Origin of the sequence: Pseudomonas sp. IT-P100, from assembly GCF_949767185.1 — a bacterium.
Lineage (GTDB): Bacteria > Pseudomonadota > Gammaproteobacteria > Pseudomonadales > Pseudomonadaceae > Aquipseudomonas > Aquipseudomonas fluorescens_B.
Genome location: NZ_CATKQK010000022.1, coordinates 41,277 through 60,504, shown reverse-complemented (window position 1 = coordinate 60,504; position 19,228 = coordinate 41,277). Strand labels below are relative to the sequence as shown.

Annotated in this window: 16 protein-coding genes and 1 other RNA gene; 10 read left to right on the top strand and 7 right to left on the bottom strand. The window is 59.5% G+C overall.

Translation table 11 applies throughout. From position 1 onward, the window contains the following. Positions 1-67: 67 nt before the first annotated feature. The 3 genes from ACM6IQ_RS16405 (at position 68) to ssrA (ending at position 1,354) form a co-directional block, all read left to right on the top strand. Entirely contained in the window at positions 68-343 is a 276-nt protein-coding gene (locus ACM6IQ_RS16405; RefSeq protein ID WP_414879334.1) for a hypothetical protein, read from the top strand. Between the two features lie 245 nt (positions 344-588). Continuing rightward, positions 589-867: a hypothetical protein gene (locus ACM6IQ_RS16400; protein ID WP_414879333.1), complete on the top strand. Its 279-nt coding sequence runs from the start codon at positions 589-591 to the stop codon at positions 865-867. Between the two features lie 93 nt (positions 868-960). Further along, positions 961-1,354: a transfer-messenger RNA gene (ssrA, locus tag ACM6IQ_RS16395) on the top strand. Positions 1,355-1,451: 97 nt separating this feature from the next. On the opposite strand, the gene ACM6IQ_RS16390 is transcribed toward ssrA, so the two are convergent. Next, a complete protein-coding gene (locus ACM6IQ_RS16390) occupies positions 1,452-2,117 on the bottom strand; it encodes a GntR family transcriptional regulator (RefSeq protein ID WP_080995107.1) in 666 nt (221 codons plus the stop codon). 264 nt (positions 2,118-2,381) lie between these two features. On the opposite strand from ACM6IQ_RS16390, the gene ACM6IQ_RS16385 reads away from it, so the two are divergent. The 7 genes from ACM6IQ_RS16385 to ACM6IQ_RS16355 all read left to right on the top strand — a co-directional run bounded on the left by ACM6IQ_RS16385 (position 2,382) and on the right by ACM6IQ_RS16355 (position 12,159). Then, positions 2,382-3,614 carry an NRAMP family divalent metal transporter gene (locus tag ACM6IQ_RS16385; protein ID WP_031318365.1) on the top strand — a complete coding sequence of 411 codons (1,233 nt, stop codon included), beginning with the start codon at positions 2,382-2,384 and terminating at the stop codon, positions 3,612-3,614. 28 nt (positions 3,615-3,642) lie between these two features. Further along, complete coding sequence (locus ACM6IQ_RS16380; RefSeq protein ID WP_414879332.1) at positions 3,643-4,413, top strand: LamB/YcsF family protein; 771 nt, start codon at positions 3,643-3,645, stop codon at positions 4,411-4,413. Beyond that, positions 4,410-5,216 (top strand): putative hydro-lyase, encoded by an 807-nt coding sequence (locus ACM6IQ_RS16375; protein WP_017336444.1) that lies wholly within the window; start codon positions 4,410-4,412, stop codon positions 5,214-5,216. The genes ACM6IQ_RS16380 and ACM6IQ_RS16375 overlap by 4 nt, the downstream gene beginning before the upstream one ends. Before the next feature lie 9 nt (positions 5,217-5,225). Then, positions 5,226-6,845: a 5-oxoprolinase/urea amidolyase family protein gene (locus ACM6IQ_RS16370; RefSeq protein WP_414879331.1), complete on the top strand. Its 1,620-nt coding sequence runs from the start codon at positions 5,226-5,228 to the stop codon at positions 6,843-6,845. Next, a complete protein-coding gene (locus tag ACM6IQ_RS16365) occupies positions 6,842-8,581 on the top strand; it encodes an acetyl/propionyl/methylcrotonyl-CoA carboxylase subunit alpha (RefSeq protein WP_414879330.1) in 1,740 nt (579 codons plus the stop codon). Before ACM6IQ_RS16370 ends, ACM6IQ_RS16365 begins: the two co-directional genes overlap by 4 nt. 154 nt (positions 8,582-8,735) lie before the next feature. Further along, the gene (locus tag ACM6IQ_RS16360; protein WP_017336441.1) at positions 8,736-9,977 is read left to right on the top strand and encodes an OprD family porin; all 1,242 of its coding nucleotides are present in this window, start codon (positions 8,736-8,738) and stop codon (positions 9,975-9,977) included. Positions 9,978-10,275: 298 nt separating this feature from the next. Beyond that, positions 10,276-12,159 (top strand): methyl-accepting chemotaxis protein, encoded by a 1,884-nt coding sequence (locus ACM6IQ_RS16355; protein ID WP_414879329.1) that lies wholly within the window; start codon positions 10,276-10,278, stop codon positions 12,157-12,159. 186 nt (positions 12,160-12,345) lie between these two features. On the opposite strand, the gene ACM6IQ_RS16350 is transcribed toward ACM6IQ_RS16355, so the two are convergent. The 6 genes from ACM6IQ_RS16350 to ACM6IQ_RS16325 form a co-directional block, all read right to left on the bottom strand. Continuing rightward, positions 12,346-12,768 carry an organic hydroperoxide resistance protein gene (locus ACM6IQ_RS16350; RefSeq protein ID WP_017336439.1) on the bottom strand — a complete coding sequence of 141 codons (423 nt, stop codon included), beginning with the start codon at positions 12,766-12,768 and terminating at the stop codon, positions 12,346-12,348. A 34-nt stretch (positions 12,769-12,802) separates the two neighbouring features. Next, positions 12,803-13,741, bottom strand: coding sequence for an enoyl-CoA hydratase/isomerase family protein (locus ACM6IQ_RS16345; protein WP_017336438.1), 939 nt, complete (start codon positions 13,739-13,741; stop codon positions 12,803-12,805). A gap of 264 nt (positions 13,742-14,005) precedes the next feature. Continuing rightward, positions 14,006-15,379, bottom strand: a complete 1,374-nt coding sequence (gene pelG / locus ACM6IQ_RS16340; protein ID WP_017336436.1) for an exopolysaccharide Pel transporter PelG — start codon at positions 15,377-15,379, stop codon at positions 14,006-14,008. Then, a complete protein-coding gene (gene pelF, locus ACM6IQ_RS16335; protein ID WP_017336435.1) occupies positions 15,380-16,894 on the bottom strand; it encodes a GT4 family glycosyltransferase PelF in 1,515 nt (504 codons plus the stop codon). It abuts the gene before it with no gap. Next, entirely contained in the window at positions 16,891-17,880 is a 990-nt protein-coding gene (locus ACM6IQ_RS16330; RefSeq protein ID WP_017336434.1) for a tetratricopeptide repeat protein, read from the bottom strand. Before ACM6IQ_RS16330 ends, pelF begins: the two co-directional genes overlap by 4 nt. Continuing rightward, positions 17,858-19,225 carry a PelD GGDEF domain-containing protein gene (locus ACM6IQ_RS16325; RefSeq protein ID WP_017336433.1) on the bottom strand — a complete coding sequence of 456 codons (1,368 nt, stop codon included), beginning with the start codon at positions 19,223-19,225 and terminating at the stop codon, positions 17,858-17,860. Before ACM6IQ_RS16325 ends, ACM6IQ_RS16330 begins: the two co-directional genes overlap by 23 nt. Positions 19,226-19,228: the final 3 nt, after the last annotated feature.

Genomic DNA, 19,228 nt, shown 5'->3' with positions numbered 1-19,228 from the left:
TACCCAAACTTGGCAGCCCGTCCTGATGGCCAGCAAATGCCTGGCACCTCAGTTCAAGGAGATACTCATGAAACGTTCTGTACTGTTAGGTCTGTTCGTTACTGTCTCGCTGATGGCGTCCCCGTCGTTTGCCGCGGAAGACCTCTGCGCGGTCAACTTGAAAACCATCGAAAATGCCAAGACACAGATTCCTCCGGATATGACTGAACAGGTCATGGACAGCGTCAAGAAAGCCAAAGCTGATCATGCAAAAGGCACCAAGGAAGGGACTGATGATTGCGTCGCCGAGACCACCAAAACCATTCAGTCCATTCAGAAGACCAGTGACGGCGGCAAACCCTAGCCCCATTCTGCTGCTCCCAGCGTCACCCCAATGAACACACCAAAACCCGCCAAGTGCGGGTTTTGGTGCAACTGGGGTCTGGTTCTATCAAAAAGTTTTTCCATAGCCTTTTTTGCAAGAACCGAATTCCTGCGCAGTGCCGTAGTCTTTTAAGTAGGCCTCATCAATCGTGGCTTATTTTCCGACCTCGGCCGAGCCGCACGCTCATACGGCAGCACCGAGACCATCAGTTCAAGGAGATATCCATGAAACGTACCGCACTCGCTGGTCTGTTCATTTCTGCTGCTATGTTGGCCTCCCCCGTCTTTGCCGCGGACAACAACCTCTGCACGAGCAAGCTTCAAGAGCTCAAAAGCAAAGTGAACTCACTGCCGGCGAGCTCCAGCAACACCGCGATGGAGATCAAAAGACTGATGTCCAGCGCCGAAGCGTCCCAGGCTTCCGGGGACGACAAAAAATGCGTCACCGAGGCCACCCAGGCATCGGCACTCGCTGACAAACTGCGCAATGAACCCAATCCATAATCGCTGGTGGCCAACGCGGGTTGGCCTTCTGAGCCGCGTTGGCGTACACTGCACAGGCTTGTTGCTCACTTGGATTCACGGAGCAGCAGGCTCGGGGCCGTTTAGGATTCGACGCCGGTTGCGAAACTTTAGGTGCATGCCGAGTTGGTAACAGAACTCGTAAATCCACTGTTGCAACTTTCTATAGTTGCCAATGACGAAACCTACGGGGAATACGCTCTCGCTGCGTAAGCAGCCTTAGCCCTTCCCTTCTGGTACCTTCGGGTCCAGCAATCATCAGGGGATGTCTGTAAACCCAAAGTGATTGTCATATAGAACAGAATCGCCGTGCAGTACGTTGTGGACGAAGCGGCTAAAACTTACACAACTCGCCCAAAGCACCCTGCCCGTCGGGTCGCTGAGGGTTAACTTAATAGACACGGCTACGCATGTAGTACCGACAGCGGAGTACTGGCGGACGGGGGTTCAAATCCCCCCGGCTCCACCACTTCAACAAAAAAAGACGTCCACGGACGTCTTTTTTTGTGCCTGAAACCCAGTGAATACAGGTGTTTCAGGCCTACCTGCACCGCACATCAAGTCGACTATCGGTTCCTGCTGCGCTCATAGGCTGCCAAGACAGTTCGCTCCGATTGGACCAGGTAGGCATCCAGCATAATAGTCGCCTCGTCCGAGCGGCCTTCCTCAACGCATCGAAGTATCGAAGCATTCATATCGAGAAACGGCAAATGCAGGAATTGGGGATCGTTGAGCAGTCCAAAGGCCAGCCGCAATTCAGCCGATATCTGCCCATAAAAAACGAGCAGGCGTGGACTGTCGGCCAGTTCGACGATTGATTTGTGGAACATCATGTTAGCAGTGCCGACCGCTACCCAGTCTTTCGCTTCGCGCGCGCGGACGCCTAATTCGACCGCCTCTTGCATGTGCAGGGTGCCTGGGTGTTGGGGGTAACCTTGGGCGATCGCCTTGCATTCGATGAAACGGCGCACCCTGTAGATGTCGATAATCGACGACATGTCAGGCTCCGCAACTGTTACGCCACGGTTGGGTTCGTGTTTGAGCAACCCTTCACGCGTCAGGACTCTGAATGCCTCTCTCAAGGTGTTCCGCGAAATGTCCAGGTTTTCGGCCAGTGCGGCTTCTGAAAGGCGTTGGCCGGGCACGAGCTCACCCTCGACCAGCATTCTGCGTATTTCTTGGGTGATGGATTCTCCCAGTGTTCGAGGAAGAGCGGGAGAGGCGTCATTCATAAAAAATCCAGGGTGAGAAAAACCGCTCCATTATTCCATCAGAGCTCAGTGCATGGCACAAGGACGAAACGTGTAGTGCGCTTCATTAAGTAGCACTTTTATAGGGCGAGGTAACAATTTGGTGCCGATAGCTCAACCATCAGAATTGGATTGTTCAACAAAGAAGCATTGATCTACCTACATTGCGTGGTGTTTGCTTGACTCTTGGCATGCTCATTGCTCTGTCAAGGTATCTCTCACCGTAGGAATGATGCCGTGGATGCCGTGACACAGACCACTCAAGAGTTTACAAAAGCTCGGCGCGCTTCTTTGATCGCCGCGATTTTCATGATGGCGACTTCTGCCATCGGTCCTGGATTCATCACCCAGACCGCCACGTTCACAGCCAAGATGGGGGCGGCATTTGCGTTCGGTATCCTGGCGTCGATTCTGATCGACTTCGTGGTTCAACTTAACGTATGGCGTATCGTCTCCCTGACCCGAATGCGTGCCGCAGATGTGGCCAACAAAGCGATTCCAGGCAGTGGTTACCTGCTAGCGGTGCTGGTGATCTTCGGCGGGCTGGTATTCAACGTCGGCAACATCGCCGGTGCCGGGCTGGGTCTGAACGCGCTGCTGGGGCTTGATGCAAAATGGGGCGGCAGTCTGAGCGCCCTGCTGGCCATCGGCATCTTCCTCTCCCACCGCGCCGGATTGGCGGTCGACCGGCTGATCGTCGTGCTGGGCCTGGTGATGATTGGCCTGACGCTGTTCGTAGCCTTTGCCTCTAACCCGCCACTGGGTGAAGCCCTCTACCAGACCGTTCTTCCGGACCAGATCAACTTCGCCACCATTACCACCATTGTCGGAGGTACGGTGGGTGGTTACATCACCTATGCGGGGGCTCACAAACTGCTGGATCGCGGCACTACCGGGGTTGAAAATCTCCAGGCAGTGACCAAAGCAGCCCTGAGCGGCATCCTGGTCACCGGCCTCATGCGCTACATCCTGTTTCTCGCCATCCTCGGCGTGGTTGCCAGCGGCGTAATCATCGACACCTCGGGTCAAGGCGCCAATCCGGCCGCACAAGCCTTCCAGGCAGCGGCCGGGCAGATCGGCCTGCGCGTCTTCGGTCTCATCCTCTGGGCCGCCAGTATCACCAGCGTGATCGGCGCCGCTTACACCTCCATCTCCTTTATCACCGTGTTCAAGCCGAACATCACTGAGCAGGGGCGCAACCGCGCCACCACAGTGTTCATCGCCCTATCGCTGCTGATCTTTGTCCTGATGGGTACGGCTCCTGCCGCACTGCTGCTCTTCGCAGGCGGTTTCAACGGCCTGATATTGCCAATCGGCCTGAGCATCTTCATCTACGTCGGCTGGCGCCGATCCGACCTCATGGACGGTTACCATTACCCACGCTGGCTCTTGGTGCTGGGCGCCCTGACCTGCATGCTGACCTGGTACATGGCAATCAAATCCGTCGGGCCGATCTTTGCCTTCCTCAACGTCGTCTGAGCCTGATAACGAATAAGGAGTCACGTGAATGCCAACGATAGATATCAATAGCGACCTGGGCGAAAGCTTCGGCGCCTGGAGCATGGGCGACGATGACGCGATGCTCGATATCGTGACCAGCGCCAATGTCGCCTGCGGTTTTCATGCCGGAGACCCGGCGGGCATCCTGCGGACACTGAAAGCCGCAGCAGCCAAAAACGTCACCATTGGCGCCCATGTCGCGTACCCGGACAAAGTGGGCTTTGGCCGACGAAACATGGACCTGGCCAGCGATGAGTTGACTGCCGACGTGATCTACCAGATCGGCGCGCTGCAAAGCCTGGCCAAGGCCGCGGGCACCTCGGTGCGCTATGTGAAGCCCCACGGCGCCCTGTACAACACCATCGCCCACGACCGCCGCCAGGCGCTGGCGGTGATCGCCGCTATCCGCGCCATCGACCCCACGCTGATACTGGTGGCTTTGGCCGGCTCCGAGCTGATTGAGTTGGCGCGTAACGAGGGCTTGCAGTGTGTCGCGGAGGCCTTCGCCGACCGTGCCTATACACCGCAAGGCACCCTGGTTTCACGACGCGAGCCGGGGGCTGTGTTGCACGATCCCCAGCTAGTGGCCCAACGCATGCTTCGCCTGGTCGAAGACGGCACCATCGAGGCCATTGATGGCAGTCGAACCCGAATCCAGGCTGACTCAATCTGTGTTCATGGCGACAGCCCCGCTGCCGTGGAAATGGCTCGCGAACTGCGCCGAGTCCTCGAGCACGCCAACCTGTCCCTGCGACCTTTTGCAGGAGATCGTCCATGAATGCCTTCGCCCGCGCCCGCCAGTCGGCCATTGCCGCCGCCCGGGAAGCACGCAAAACCTATCGTGGCGGACTGGTAACCCCCACAGCCGGTATCGCCCCGGGCATGACCCAGGCCAACCTGATCGCCTTGCCGCGCGAATGGGCCTACGACTTTCTGCTATACGCCCAGCGCAATCCGAAAGCTTGTCCGGTCCTCGACGTCAGCGATGCGGGCAGTCCGAGAACAGTGCTGGCTGAAGGCGCAGACCTGCGCACCGATATCCCCCTGTATCGCATCTGGAGGGACGGAAAAATGGTCGAGGAAGTCAGCGACGCCACCCAAGCCTGGGCTGAGCACGACGATATGGTGGCGTTTTTGATTGGTTGCAGCTTTACCTTTGAAACCGCCTTGCAAGAAGCGGGCATCGAAGTGCGGCATATCGCAGATGGCTGCAACGTGCCCATGTACCGCACCAATCGCGCCTGCCGTCCGGCGGGACGCCTTCAGGGTGAAATGGTCGTGTCCATGCGCCCGATCCCGCCCGATCGCGTGGCAGAGGCCAGTGGAATCTCCGGGCGTTATCCCTCCGTCCACGGCGCCCCGGTGCACATCGGTGAGCCTGCGCTGCTGGGCATACAGGACCTGAGCCGACCCGATTTTGGCGACGCCGTGCGCATTGAGCCTGGCGAGGTCCCAGTTTTCTGGGCCTGCGGTGTGACGCCACAGGCTGCGGTAGCGGCTTCGGGTGTGCCCTTTGCGATCACGCATGCGCCCGGCCACATGTTCATCACCGATGTGCCCGACAGCACTTACCACGTCTAGGAGTCTCCCGTGCGCTTTCTACCGGTCAACCTGGACGCCCTGCTCGTCGAATTGAAAGACCTGGACGAGACCCTGGCGTTGTTCGACGCCCTGATCGCGGAGTCTATTGCGGGCGTGGAAGAAATCATTCCTGCCGCACGGACCCTGCTGATCCAGTTTCGCCCCAGCGCCATTACGCAGCAGGCGCTCGTTGATTGTATCGCTGGCCAGGACCTGAGCCAGCGCCGCGCGATCGAGCATCGCCGGGTGGAAATTCCCGTCCACTACAATGGTGAAGACCTCGACGAGGTCGCCACGCTGCTGGGGATCAGCCGCGCCGAAGTGGTCCGACGCCACACCGCCCAGGACTACAGCGTGGCCTTTTGCGGATTCGCTCCGGGCTTCGCCTACCTCACCGGCGGTGCCGATTTCCAGGTGCCTCGCAGACAAACGCCACGCACCCGCATACCCGCAGGTGCGGTTGCTCTGGCGGGGGAATTCAGCGGTGTTTATCCGCAAGCCAGCCCCGGTGGTTGGCAGATCATCGGCGTAACGCCTTTGCAAATGTGGGACCTGAACCGCGCTGAATCGGCCTTGCTGCGCCCAGGCTATAAAGTGCGGTTCACCGATGCTGGCCCGCTCCCGGCGGGCGGCCTGCCTGCCCCCTCGGTACCGGCAAGTGCCGCTACGCCCACCGGTGCCTATCTGGAAATCATGACCCCTGGTTTGCACAGCGTACTGCAGGATATGGGCCGTCCCGGCCAGACCGGCCAAGGCGTATCCCGTTCCGGCGCGCTGGACCTGGGCGCCCTGCGGGCAGCCAACCGCGCGGTCGGCAACCGCTCGGACATGGCCTGTGTGGAATCGGTACTCGGCGGCCTGAGCTTCGTTTGCCATGGCCGTGCCATGATCGCCGTCACCGGTGCGCAAACCCCGGTCACCATCACCAACGCGAGTGGCCTGCAATGGCAGGCAGGCAACTACCAGCCCATCGAGCTGGATGTGGGTGACCGTGTCAGCCTGGGCTCACCGCTGGCGGGGCTGCGCAGCTACCTGGCGATTCGAGGCGGCTTTGAGGTCACGCCGGTGCTCGGCAGCCTGTCCACAGACACACTGGCCCAGGTTGGCCCCCCGGCGCTCGCCGTCGGCGACCGACTGGGCTTTGCCACACTGACCACCGGCACCAGCGTATCGCTGAACGAAGCCCCGGCCTTTGAACTACCGACGGCGGCAAACATCGTCACCCTTGACGTGGTGATGGGGCCGCGCACCGACTGGTTTACCGAAGAAGCTATCCAGCGCCTGAGCAGCCAACTCTGGCGCGTCACCTCACAGTCCAACCGCGTCGGTATTCGTCTGGCCGGTGAAACCCCGCTGGAGCGCACCAACCACCAAGAGTTGCCCAGCGAAGGCACTTCCGTCGGAGCCATTCAGGTTCCGGCCAGCGGCCAACCGGTTCTGTTTCTCGCCGATCACCCGTTGACCGGTGGCTATCCGGTGATCGCCGCAGTCGCCAGCTACCATCTCGACCTGGCTGGCCAGATACCTGTCAATGCGCAGATTCGCTTCAACCCTTTGGACGGCTTCAAAGAGATTCAAGCCATTACGGAAGCCTCTTCTTCAACTGCCGATGTGAAAAAACTTCCATGAAAAAATTACTGATTGCCAACCGTGGTGAAATTGCCGTCCGCATCGCCCGCGCCTGCCGCGACTACGGCGTGCAGTCTGTCGCGGTCTATGCCGACGCGGACATCGACGCCCTGCATGTGCGCCAAGCCGACGAAGCCTACTCACTGAATGGCCAGCGCCCGGCCGAGACCTACCTGGATATCGGCAAACTGATCGCCGTCGCCAAACGCAGCGGCGCCGATGCCGTGCACCCCGGCTATGGTTTTTTGTCTGAACGGGCCGACTTCGCCCGGGCGGTGATCGACGCAGGGTTGATCTGGGTCGGTCCCAACCCGGAGACCATCGACGTGCTCGGCGACAAGGTCGAGGCGCGGAAAATTGCCCAACTGGTCGGTGCGCCTCTGGTGGCCGGTACGCCTGGCCCGGTCGAAAGCGCCGCCGAAGTACTGGCCTTTGCCGAACAGCATGGCCTGCCAATTGCCATCAAGGCGGCCTTTGGCGGCGGCGGACGCGGCATGAAAGTCGCCTGGCGCATGGATGAAGTGGCTGAATTGTTCGCCTCCGCCGTGCGCGAAGCGGAAGCAGCCTTTGGTCGTGGCGAATGCTATGTCGAACAGTTCCTCGACCGTCCTCGGCACATCGAAGCGCAGATCCTTGCCGACAAGCACGGCAAGGTCGTCGTCGTCGGCACGCGGGACTGCTCCTTGCAGCGGCGCAATCAGAAGCTGGTGGAGGAAGCGCCAGCGCCCTTTATCAGCGACGAACAGCGCCAGCGTATTCATCAATCTGCTCAGGATATCTGCGCCAAAGCCGGCTATGTCGGTGCCGGCACGGTGGAGTTCCTGCTGAGCCAGGATGGCACCCTGTCGTTCCTTGAGGTCAATACCCGTTTGCAGGTCGAGCACCCGGTGACCGAAGAGACCACTGGGGTCGATCTGGTGATCGAACAACTGCGGATCGCCGACGGTTTCCCGTTGTCCTTCAGTGAGACGCCGACCCCGCGTGGCCACAGCTTCGAATTTCGCATCAACGCGGAAGACCCGGGCAAGGGCTTCCTGCCCACCCCCGGTCAGATTACTGATTTCCTGCCACCGTCTGGCCCGGGTGTGCGTCTGGACAGCGGCGTGATAAGCGGCTCGCGAGTGCCCAGTACCTTCGATTCGATGATGGCCAAACTGATCGTCACCGGCGCCACCCGCGAACAGGCCATCGTCCGCGCCCGGCGCGCGCTGGCTGAGTTCAACATTGAGGGCATCGCCTCGGTGCTGCCGTTCCACCGAGCCGTGATGGACCATGACGACTTCACCGGTACCGATAAATTCGCCGTACACACGCGCTGGATCGAGACCGATTTCGCCGAACAGATCACTCTCGCCCCCCGTGCCGTTGTATCGGCCGACCCTGGCATCCTGCGCACGTTTGTCGAGATCGACGGCAAGCGCCACGAACTCGGCCTTCCGGCTGCGCTGCTGCGAGGCGTCAGCCTGAACGCAGCGGACACCGTCAGCGAAAGCACGGCCGCCTCCGAGGTCTCTGATCCTCAGGCGGTACTGACACCCGTAGCGGGGAATCTGCATACCTGGGTCGTCGAAGACGGCGAGTCGGTGAGCGTCGGGCAAGTGATCGCGGTTGTAGAAGCCATGAAAATGGAAACCTCGGTCCTGGCACCTTGTGAAGGTCAGGTGCAGATCGCCAAACAGGCCGGTGACTATTTTGAAGCCGGCTCCGTGATTGGCCGCATCAAGACCATTAATTGATTTAAACACTCTTCTTTTCGCCGGTAGTACGCACAACGGGGTAATAACTCCGTTGCCGCGTGCTGCCTGCAGAAAACTGTAGATGTAACTGCGCATTCAAAATAACGATAAAAACTCAACCAATAAATCTGCCGTTATCTGGAGCATAAAGAGCATGTTGATCAAAACGACTTTCGCTGTCGCGGGTACTTGCGCGTTGGTTTTCCCATTTCCGGCATCTGCAGATTTTATTGCCGACAGCAAGGCTAGCGTTGAACTGCGCAACTTCTACTTCAACCGTGACTTTCGTAACGGACCGCCCACCACCCAACGTGACTCTGCGGCGGAGTGGGCGCAGGGAGCCATGTTGCGATTCGAGTCGGGTTATACCGCAGGTACTCTGGGCCTGGGCGTCGACGCTGTCGGCATGCTCGGTATCAAGCTTGACGGCGGTGATGGTTCCGGCGGCACGGGCCTGCTGCCGGCGGACCTTGGTTCGAAAAACGGCCGAGGCTCACAGGACGAATACTCCAAACTCGAGCTGACGGCCAAGGCGAAGGTATCGGAAACCATTCTGAAGGTCGGTTCACTCGCCTTCCGTACGCCCGTGGTCTCGAGCAATGACACGCGCTTACTGCCGTCGACGTTCGAAGGCGCACTGCTGACGTCGAAGGACATCGACAAGCTCATGTTGCAAGGCGGCAAGCTGGAGCAAATCAAGTTCAACAGTTCTTCAAATTATCAAGACTTCACGGGTAACCGCATTGGCGGCGTCAGCGATGACTTTCGCTTTGCCGGCGGCACCTACAGTTTCAACAAGGCCCTGAGCACCAGCCTGTACTACGGCAACCTGGAAAACGTCTATCGGCAGTACTTTGGCGGCGTGGTCTACGAGATCCCCCTCGCCGAGCAACAGTCGCTGAAGTTCGACCTGCGCTATTCGAAAAGCACCGACGACGGCAACTTTCGCCCCCTCGATAACCGGGCAGCGAACGGCCTGGTGGCCTACACCCTGGGCTCCAACGTATTCACCGCAGCCTATCAACGCATGAGCGGTGACGACCCCTTCCCCTACATTGCCAATAGCGATCCGTACCTGGTCAACTTCGTCCAGATCAATGACTTCGCCAATACCCAGGAACGCTCCTGGCAGCTGCGCTATGACTACAACTTCGCCGCGCTGGGCCTCCCGGGGCTGACGTTCATGAGTCGTTATGTCCAGGGAGACAACGCGTTGGTCGCCGGCAACAACACCGGTAAAGAGTGGGAGCGCAACACCGACATTGGTTATGTCATACAGTCGGGCTCGCTGAAAAACGTCGGACTGAAAGTCAGAAACGCAACCGTCAGGTCAAACTTTGGTAATGACCTGGATGAAACACGCCTGATCCTTAGTTACACCTTGGCATTGTGGTAACGGCAAAACACCCAGACAACTTTCAGCCACAACCTGTGCTGGACGCCTTACAAATTTACCAACCAATAACGCAAGTCAAAGTATCTGGCTCGCCATGAAGTTGGCTGCCGCAGGGGCGCTTTTATCCTGACGCGATGTTTTAACAGGTACAACAAAGCAAACTTCGGATAACTGACAGCTCCGTTTTTACAAGGAGGCAATTGCGTTCGCAAGTAACAAGGTCCCGGGGTTGATAATCCAACCCCGGAATCCTCAGCCTGAATACGTGGTGTACCGATTCAAACCCGGAGAGTGAACGATGGGACATCTCAAATTTAATCAGAAGATATTGCTGATCGCCTCCTTGGTGATCATGACGGTGTTTTGCGCATTTTCCGTGTTGAATGACATTCGCCTGCGCGAAGACAACGCGCAGAAAATCGAACAAAACACACGCGCCCTCGCCGCCTCCATGGCGCATGACATCCAGAGCTGGCTGACCGGCCGGCTGATTCTGATGAAAAGCGTCGCCGAGTTTATCGGGCACAACCCCACGGCAGAAAACGTCCTGGCCACATTACAAAACCAAGTGCTGATGGAGCAGTTCATTGCCACGTATGCCGGCACCCGTGACGGCAAGTTTCAGATCTATCCGCCACGGGAAATGCCTGCGGACTACGACGCCCGACAGCGCCAGTGGTACAAGGACGCCATCGCCAACGGAGCCGCGATGACCGAACCTTACGTAGGCGCAGGGATCGATTACCGGATCATTACCCAGGCGGTCGCCATCCCTTCCGGGCAGCAAACACTCGGGGTACTGGGCGCCAGCCTGAAAATCGAGACGATCTCGCAAACACTCAATGCCCAGGCGTTCGATGGCAACGGCTACGCCTTTCTGGTGAGCAAGGAGGGCAAGATCCTGGTTCACCCTGACCAGGCGCTGATAGGTAAAAGCGTGGCCGATCTGTTTCCGGGCAACACCTTGACCCTGAGCGACCGGCTGGTCGAAGCCACGTCGGTTGATGGCAGCAAATTCACCCTGTTCTCACCGGTCAACGGCCTGCCTTCGCAGGATTGGTACATCGGTATCGTGCTCGACAAACAAGCGGCCCTGGCCAGTGTCTCCGCGTTCCGCAACTCCGCGATCATCGCGACGGCGGTTGCGGGCCTGGCCACTTTGCTGCTGCTCGGGCTGCTGATTCGCGTGCTGATGAGGCCCCTGCATTCGATCAGCCACGCGATGGAAGATATCGCCCAAGGCGATGCCGACTTGACCCGTAGATTGTCGATCCTGTCGAAGGACGAATTCGGGCAACTGGCCATGAGCTTCAACCGCTTCAGCGATCGTATCCACGCTTCTATCAGCGAAGTATCCTCGACGACGGATGCCTTGGGTGAAGCGACGCGGCGGGTACTGTCGGCGTCCGACTCCTCGGTGGAAAAGTCGGAACACCAGTCGGGTTACACCACGAGCGTGGCTGCCGCAATCGAACAGTTGGGTGCAGCGGCGCAGGAGATCGCTTCCAGCGCCTCGGCGGCGTCCAAAGGTGCTTCCAGCGCCAGGTTGCAGATCGAGTCGACCTGCGAACTGGTCGAGAACACAGTCACAGCCATGAGCGACCTGCAGGCAAATATCGAACTGACCCGCTCGCAGATCGAAGACCTCAACGCCAAAACCATCAACATCGGAACAGTCCTGGAGGTCATTTCGACGATTTCCGCAAAGACCAATCTGCTGGCCCTGAATGCGGCTATCGAGGCGGCCAGAGCCGGAGAGGCGGGACGCGGCTTTGCCGTCGTGGCGGACGAAGTGAGAAACCTTGCCCACCATACCCAGAATGCGACCGAAGAAATTCGCCAGGTCATCGAAGCGTTACAGGCCGGCGGCGCCCAGGCTTCCCGAACCATGCTGCACAGCAATGAAATCGGCAGCCAAAGCGTGCTCGTCGCGAAACAGGCTGGGGCCAGCCTTGTGTACGTCGTCTCGAAAATCGGTGAGATTGATGAGATGTGCCTTACGGTCGCTGCTGCGACTGAAGAGCAAACAACAGCCGTCGATCAACTGACAAGGGATGTGCATGAGATCAGCCAGTTGAATCGCCAGACCACTGACAATCTGGGCTCTACCCTCAGAGCCTGTGCAGCATTGGATTCAGAAGCTGGGCGACTCAGAAACGTCGTAGATACGTTCAAATTGTAGGCGTATTGGTTAATAGCGAACAATTTTGTGCTGGCCCCGTCTGACTTGATCACCAGAGTGGGAGGACTCAATCGCGCCACCTTATCACCAAGGCCATGGCCTGCCTGAGTCAGTAAAACCAAGCCGTAAAGCATCGAGAAATCGAAGCTTCACGGCTTTTGTTTGCCTTGATTTTTTATCCGGCGATCAAACGACTTTCAACTCCACTGCCACATGCCCCCGCGTCATCCGCGAATACGGGCAGATCTGATGCGCAGCCTCTGCCAATTCCCGTTTCACGCCCTCCTCCAGGCCGGGAATGTTGACGTTGAGCCTGACCGCCAACTGAAAATCCCCACCACCGGTTTTGCCCAGGTCCACTTCGGCGTCCACCGATGTGTCTTCCGGTAGTTTGATTTTCATTTTGCCCGCCGCCACCTGGATTGCACCGATAAAGCAGGCTGAATACCCCAGTGCAAACAGCTGCTCCGGATTGGTCCCCGGTTTGCCCGAGCCCGGTGAGCTGAATTTCACGTCCAGCTCGCCATCGCTGGATTTTCCGGTGCCCGTGCGGCCGCCGACAGTGTGGGTTTTTGCGGTGTACAGAACGGTTTCCAGTGCAGTGCTCATGACAGTAACTCCTGATAGGTGAGGGTCTTTTTGATCAGTCCCCGAGAGTGCCCGTGTGATGCGCCAGGCGCTTTTCAACATCCGCATTCTTCTGCAAGCCAAGCTCCATCAACTGTTTGATCCGTTGCTGTGCCGCCGGACGTTTCACCGAGCCGATGAACCCGTCCCATTCGGCAGCGATGGCGTCGTTCGGTGGCAGGCTTGAAGCGTCGACGAGGCGTTTGATGTCGGTGATCGACTGTTTGTCGAACCGGGCAATACGGCGGGCCATGGTGTCGACGAACGCGTCGAGTTCGGCGTCGGGCAGCGCACGATTGACGTAGCCATAGCGTTCAGCCAGGTCGCCATCGATGTCGTTACCGGTCAACAGCACTTCCAGTGCGCGCCCACGCCCCATCAGCCGCGGCAATCGAGCCATGGGGCCACCGCCCGGCACCAACGCAGCGCCGATTTCCCATTGCGACAGGATGGCCTTTTCGCGACTGGCAAAGCGCATGTCGCTGGCCAGTGACAGCTCACTGCCGACACCGGTGGCGCGACCGCGAATCGACACAATCGATACGACCGGCGCCTTGCTCAGGCGAACCAGCATGTCCGGCAGCGGAGGCAAGCCGGTGGGGCCGTTGGGGAGGCTCGTCGTGTCCGTCAGTGGCGGCACGAAGTCATAGTGGGTAAGGAAAAAATCCGGAACATCGCTGTCGAACACCACCACCTTGACCTTCGGATCGGTCTCGAGCGCGGTAATGACCTCGTTCAATTGCGGCATGGTTTCCGGGCCGTAGATGTTATACGGCGGATTGTGGAACGTGACGCGCCAGTACTCGGGCGTGACACGCGTGAGTTTGATCTCCTGTTTGACGGCGGGGGTGGCTGATTTCGAGGGGGTGGCTGGGGCCGTCTCACCGGCGAAGGTCAGACTGGCCGTCGCCATTGCGGCGAGCATGAGCGCAGAACTCAGCAACTGTAGTTTCATGTGGCATCTCCAGAGCGCTATCGAAAGACACGTGTCGGAGATATCGCAGGAGTCGATGGGAGGGGGCGGGGACGGCTTGATCGATCGAGTGGCACTCGCATCAAGAGGTAGCCCGGAACAGATCGTCTGTCGTCGGCAGCTCCGAATGATCAAGGTTAGCAGCGCAACCTGGCCTTTCAAGTGACGTCAGTCGGAAGCCATCAAGCGAAAAAAAAGGCACTGGGCGATGATCGCCAGTGCCTTTTTTATACCGGCAACAACCGGTCAGCGCGATGACAGCATGAACGTGTCGTACTCCAGGTCTTCCAGCGCCGTGGACAGTCGGTGCAGCCCCAGCAGCACACAGACCAGCAACGACAGGGTGAACCCGTAGCCAAAGAAGCTTGGGCCAAGGTACATGCTCAACATCGTCAGCGCCCCGTTCAATACCGCAAACAGCACACACAATTCCAGCACCACGGTGCGCTTGTCCAGGTAGAAGAACACGTTGAGCAACGCCATGAACACCACCTGGATACTGACGCCGATCAGGTCGATGTAGAACAACGGCAGGTAGTAGCTGGAAATACCCAGCCAATCCAGCAGACGCGGCGCGAACAGGAACAGCAGCACCACCGTCAGCCCCTGCACCTTGCAGATTTCCAGCAGCCCCTGACGGATCGACAAGGTCATCTCGGTTTTCAGCGAACCGATGTGCTGCAGGGTTTCGCCCTCGCGGATCGCCCGGAACAGACGGTCATACCATTCGGCGAAATCGGTTTCGATGCGCACCAGGAACACCGCCATCCCCGGGATGATCGCCAGGTAGGCAAGGAAGATCGGCAGGTCATACAGGATCGACGCACGCAGCGGACCGATGACGATGTTCGAGGTGCCGGGGTTGAACCAGAACAGGAACTTGTCGATCCAGATACCGAAGTTGTAGAAGAAACCGGTGGCGAGCAGGCTGAGAAAGACGTGGCGACGATCAAGGAAATCGAAGGCGATCAGTTTCTCCGCACGGTACTCGCGCAAGATGTCATAGAGGAACAGGAACAGCAGCGTGCTGTGCCCGATCAACAGTGCCAGCAGCAGGCCCGGTATTTGCAGGAAAGCCAGCACATAGGCGCTTGCCACCATCAACGTGTAGCCCACCAGCATCACCAGCAGAATGCGGTTATAGGCCTTCATCCCCGACAGGAAGATGATCACCAGCCACAAGTTGCACAGCACCACGAAATTCGACAGCACCAGCACCCGGTAGATCAGCGGTTGATCGAACAACACGGCCAGCACGATGATGCCCAGCACGCCGGCCGCGAGCGTGACCAGCAACAGGATGCCCAGCAAGTTGGGCAGGATCTGTTCGTATTTGTGCTCGAACAAACGGTCGGACACGAACCGGGTGAAAAACAGCTGCAAGCCTCCCGTGAGAATCAGCGAGGTGGCCATCAGGTAGGTCACCGTCACCAGAAACTGCCCCACCAGCGTGTTGGGTATCACAAGCCCCAGACTGATGATCCCCACCAGCATCACGCTGATGATCGATAACACCCAGGGCCCGGAGCTGATCAGGCCGGCATACACATAAGCGTGCAAGGTCGCGGTGTAGGAGTCGCGCGAAAGGATCTTGCGCAGTTCGAAGCCAATGCCGGCCATTTAACTGTTCTCCATGGCTGCTTGATACAAGTCGCGATAACGCTGCAGCATCAAGGCTTCCGTGTAATAACGATTGACCCGCAACAAGCCGCTGGCCTGTGCGGCCTGCCAGCGCTGCGGGCTGCGCAGCAGTTCGAGGATCGCGGCGCAGGTGGCTTGTGGATCGGCAATCGCCACCACTTTGCCGGCCAGGCCGAGGTCGCGGTCCTCGGCGCTGCCGCCTTCGATCAATTCACGACACGAGCCCACATCACTGCTGACCACCGGCGTACCGGCGGCCCAGGCTTCGAGGATCACCAGTGGTTGCGCCTCGCTGATCGAGGTCAGCACCATCAGGCCGAGTTTCGGCAGGATGTCCTGGATGCGCTGGAAGCCCAGGAAATGCACCTTGCCCTCCAGCCCCAGGCTGGCCATCAGGCTGCGGCATTCGCTGACGTATTCCGGGTCCTCCTCTTCGGGACCGACGATCCAGCCTTCGGCCTCCGGCATGGCGCTGATCACACCGCGCATGGCCCGCAGGAAGGTTTTCACGTCCTTGATCGGCACCACACGCCCGATCAAACCCACCACGGGTGTGATACCGGGCGCACGGGATTCCAGTGCCGCGGTCCACTGCGGCAGGTCGATGCCGTTCGGAATGACCTGCGTGCGGGCCGGGTCGGCGCCGTCCTTGATCTGCCGCTGACGGTTGCCGTCATACAACGCGATGATGTTGTCGGCGCTGTTGTAAGTCAGCTGGCCAATGCGTTCGAAGAAGCGTATCCACAACGTGCGGATGTAACCCGAGCCGGCGTCGAGGCTGCGATTGAGCGCCTGGCCGGAACTCTCGGCGATCCAGCTGGCCTGGGCCAGGTCGATCTTGCGTTCCTTGGTGTAAATCCCGTGCTCGCTGAGCAGGTAGGTGCAGTTCCAGCGTTGCTTGAGAATGCACCCCAGCAGCCCGGCGTAACCGGTGGAAATCGAATGCAGCATCCGTGCTCGCGGCATTTTCCGCGACGCTTCGGCGAGCATCAGCAACGGCGACTGCATCGAACGCAGGGTCCAGAAATAATTGACGAAGGAGGGGTCGGCGCAATGCAGCCGATACCCTTCGCTCAACGCTTCCCAACTGGCGCGGCTGCGCAGCACGTCGTCGAGGGTCATGCGGCCCTGCGCGATGCAGTCGAGCAGGCGTTCGCCCAGCTCAGGCTCCGGCGCATCCGGGTGGTGCAGGAAGCGATACAGATCCAGCAACTGCTGCGGGTCGGCCTCTCGCGGCGTTCCGCGGGTGTTGGCCGGATGGGTCGCATCCTCGAGAAACACCTCTTCGATGTGCAGCACATTCGAGGGGACTTCATAGCGTCGCGACGGGTAGGCCGAACGCTGGCCGCCGATGAACATCACCGAGAAGGTCAGCTCCGGCAGGCCGAGAATCATCTGATGAATCCAGCTCGACACGCCGCCGCGCACGTAAGGCCAGGTGCCTTCGAGCAGCAGACAGATGTCGGCCGTCGGCGCCGCTTCCTTGTGATTCATGACCAGCTCCTCACCAGTTCAGCGAACGGTGGCCGCTGACGGGTTTTCTCGGGCAGTTTCTCGAGCAACCCGGGAATTTCGTGATAACGACCGGCCTCGAACGCCAGTTCAGCGCGGAACGGCAGAACCTGCGCTGCGCCCATGCCGTTGTCCTGGGCCTGATGCAAGAGCACTTCGGCGCGCTCGATATCACCGCGCTCCAGCGCAATGCGTCCGGCCAGCAAAAACAGCTCACCGCCCTCGCCCGCTTCAAGCCCTTGCTCGGCGTGTTCGCTGGCCTGGTCGAGCACGTGCTCGAGCACACTGCCTTGCGCCAGGCCGAGGTACGCCAGCTCCCAATACCAGCGCGCCAGCGTGCCATGCAGCGCACCCGCGGTTTTGGCATTGGCGCCGCTGAGTTGCCCGAGAGCGATCTGGATGCGCAGGTTGATGTCGCTTTCCTGCTTGTCGAGCATCGAGTACGCCAGTAGCCGCACGTCGTCGCTGGGATCACCCAGCGCCAGTTTGAGGATCGGCACCGCTTCCTTGCCCGGCATGCGTCGCGTGGCCAGCAATGCGGCCAGACGCTGGTCCGGATCGGGCGCATGGCGCAGCACATCCTGCAAACCGCCGTCGGCAAAGATCGGCGAATGCAATTGCAGCTGCGCGCGATACGGCAGGCTCGGAATACCGACAGCCTGCCAGGCTTGTTTGTCGCGTTTGCGCGGCAGGTACAGCGCTGGAAAGATCGACACGACCACACCGACCATGCCGATCACCGGCACAAAGAACGCCAGGCTGAAAATGAACAGCGGGCTCCAGGGCAACGGCGCACGGTAGCGTGCCGGCAACAACAGCCACACCGCGGCGCACAGCAGCACGCATGCCAGACCATGGCTGAGGGTGAATACCAGCAATTGTTGCAACTCGGGCGCCGCGAGCCACAAACTGGCCCAACTGCCCGCCTCAAACAACAAGGCTCCGCTAAACAGCCACTTGCTGATCATTCAGGCCACACTCGTTGAACAGGAAATTACGCAGCCCGTCGCGTTCACAGCCAGGCTCCAGATTGAAAGGCATCACCCGCACACCCAGGCTCGCCATGTCACTTTCAATACCAAAGTGCTCATGCAACAACAGGCTGATCCGCGCCAGATAACCTTCGGTGCCCTGCGGACTGGTCAACGGCAAGAGCACCAGCAACAGTTGATGATCGCGATTGTTGCGCGCCGGCAAGTGCAAATCGAGGCCGCGCTGGCTGCGTTCCAACAGACGCGTCAGCTCGTCGTTGGGGCGGGTCATTTCAAAGGCAAACAAACCGGCCGGCAATTTGTGTTTCTCGACATCCACCAGCGAGCGTTTGAGCTGCAGGGTGAACTGCTGCGCATCGGCGTCGGGCAGTTGCAGCACTTGCGGGTCACGGCGCAACAGGTCGGCGATGTGCCCGGCGAGCAGCGCCAACAGGCTCAGGGTGCGATCCTGGAAGGCAAAGAACGGCATCTGCCGAACCGCCAGAATTGCCAGCAGACGCCCCTCGGCATCGATCAACGGGATGCACGCCTGCAACGACGAGAACTGCGCCGAGGTGCCGGAATCGATCAACTCCTGACGTACGCTCACCAGTTCGCCGCGCTCCAGGCAAAGCTTGACCAGGCCGTCCTCGGTGCCCAACGGCCCCATCACGCCGATCGTTGCCAACGCGTCAGGCAAGACATTTTCTTCACGCTCGTCAACGCGGTACAGACCGGCTACGCGCAATGCGCCGTATTGCCCAAGCATCGCCACGATAGGATCTGCCAGCGCGATCAATGCATCGCCCGCGTCCGGCATCACCCTCAACTTTTCGCGCAAGCCCAGCAAGGAGCTGCGCAGGCTCTGGTCGCTACCGGCCACGCGCTGCTCGAGCAAGTCGTGGGAGACCCGCAGAATCTGGTGCGACCGGGTGAACTCGTCGAGACGATACTGACGATATTCGTTGGCCATCTGCAGCCGCTCCAGACGCCGCATCCACAGATCGCGAACCTCACCCACCAGCATCCCGCAAACCAGCACGCCGACAATGAATGACGGATCGATCCGGGCGTAGCCTTCAAGACCGCTGTAGCGCAGGGCAAACATCGCCAGGACCAACAGGCTGGCGCTGAACAGACCACGCACGAAACCGTAACGCACGCCCAACAACAGCGGCGCCAGAATCGGCCAGGGGAACCCGCCGTGTACCTGCAACGGGTCTTCAGGGGTCAGCCACAAGCCCAGGCCGATCGCCGCGCCGGTGACCAGAAACGTTTCCAGCCAAGACACCGGGCCGCTGGCTTGAGGCGCCAGGCTGTAATCCATGTGGGGAGAATTCATTGC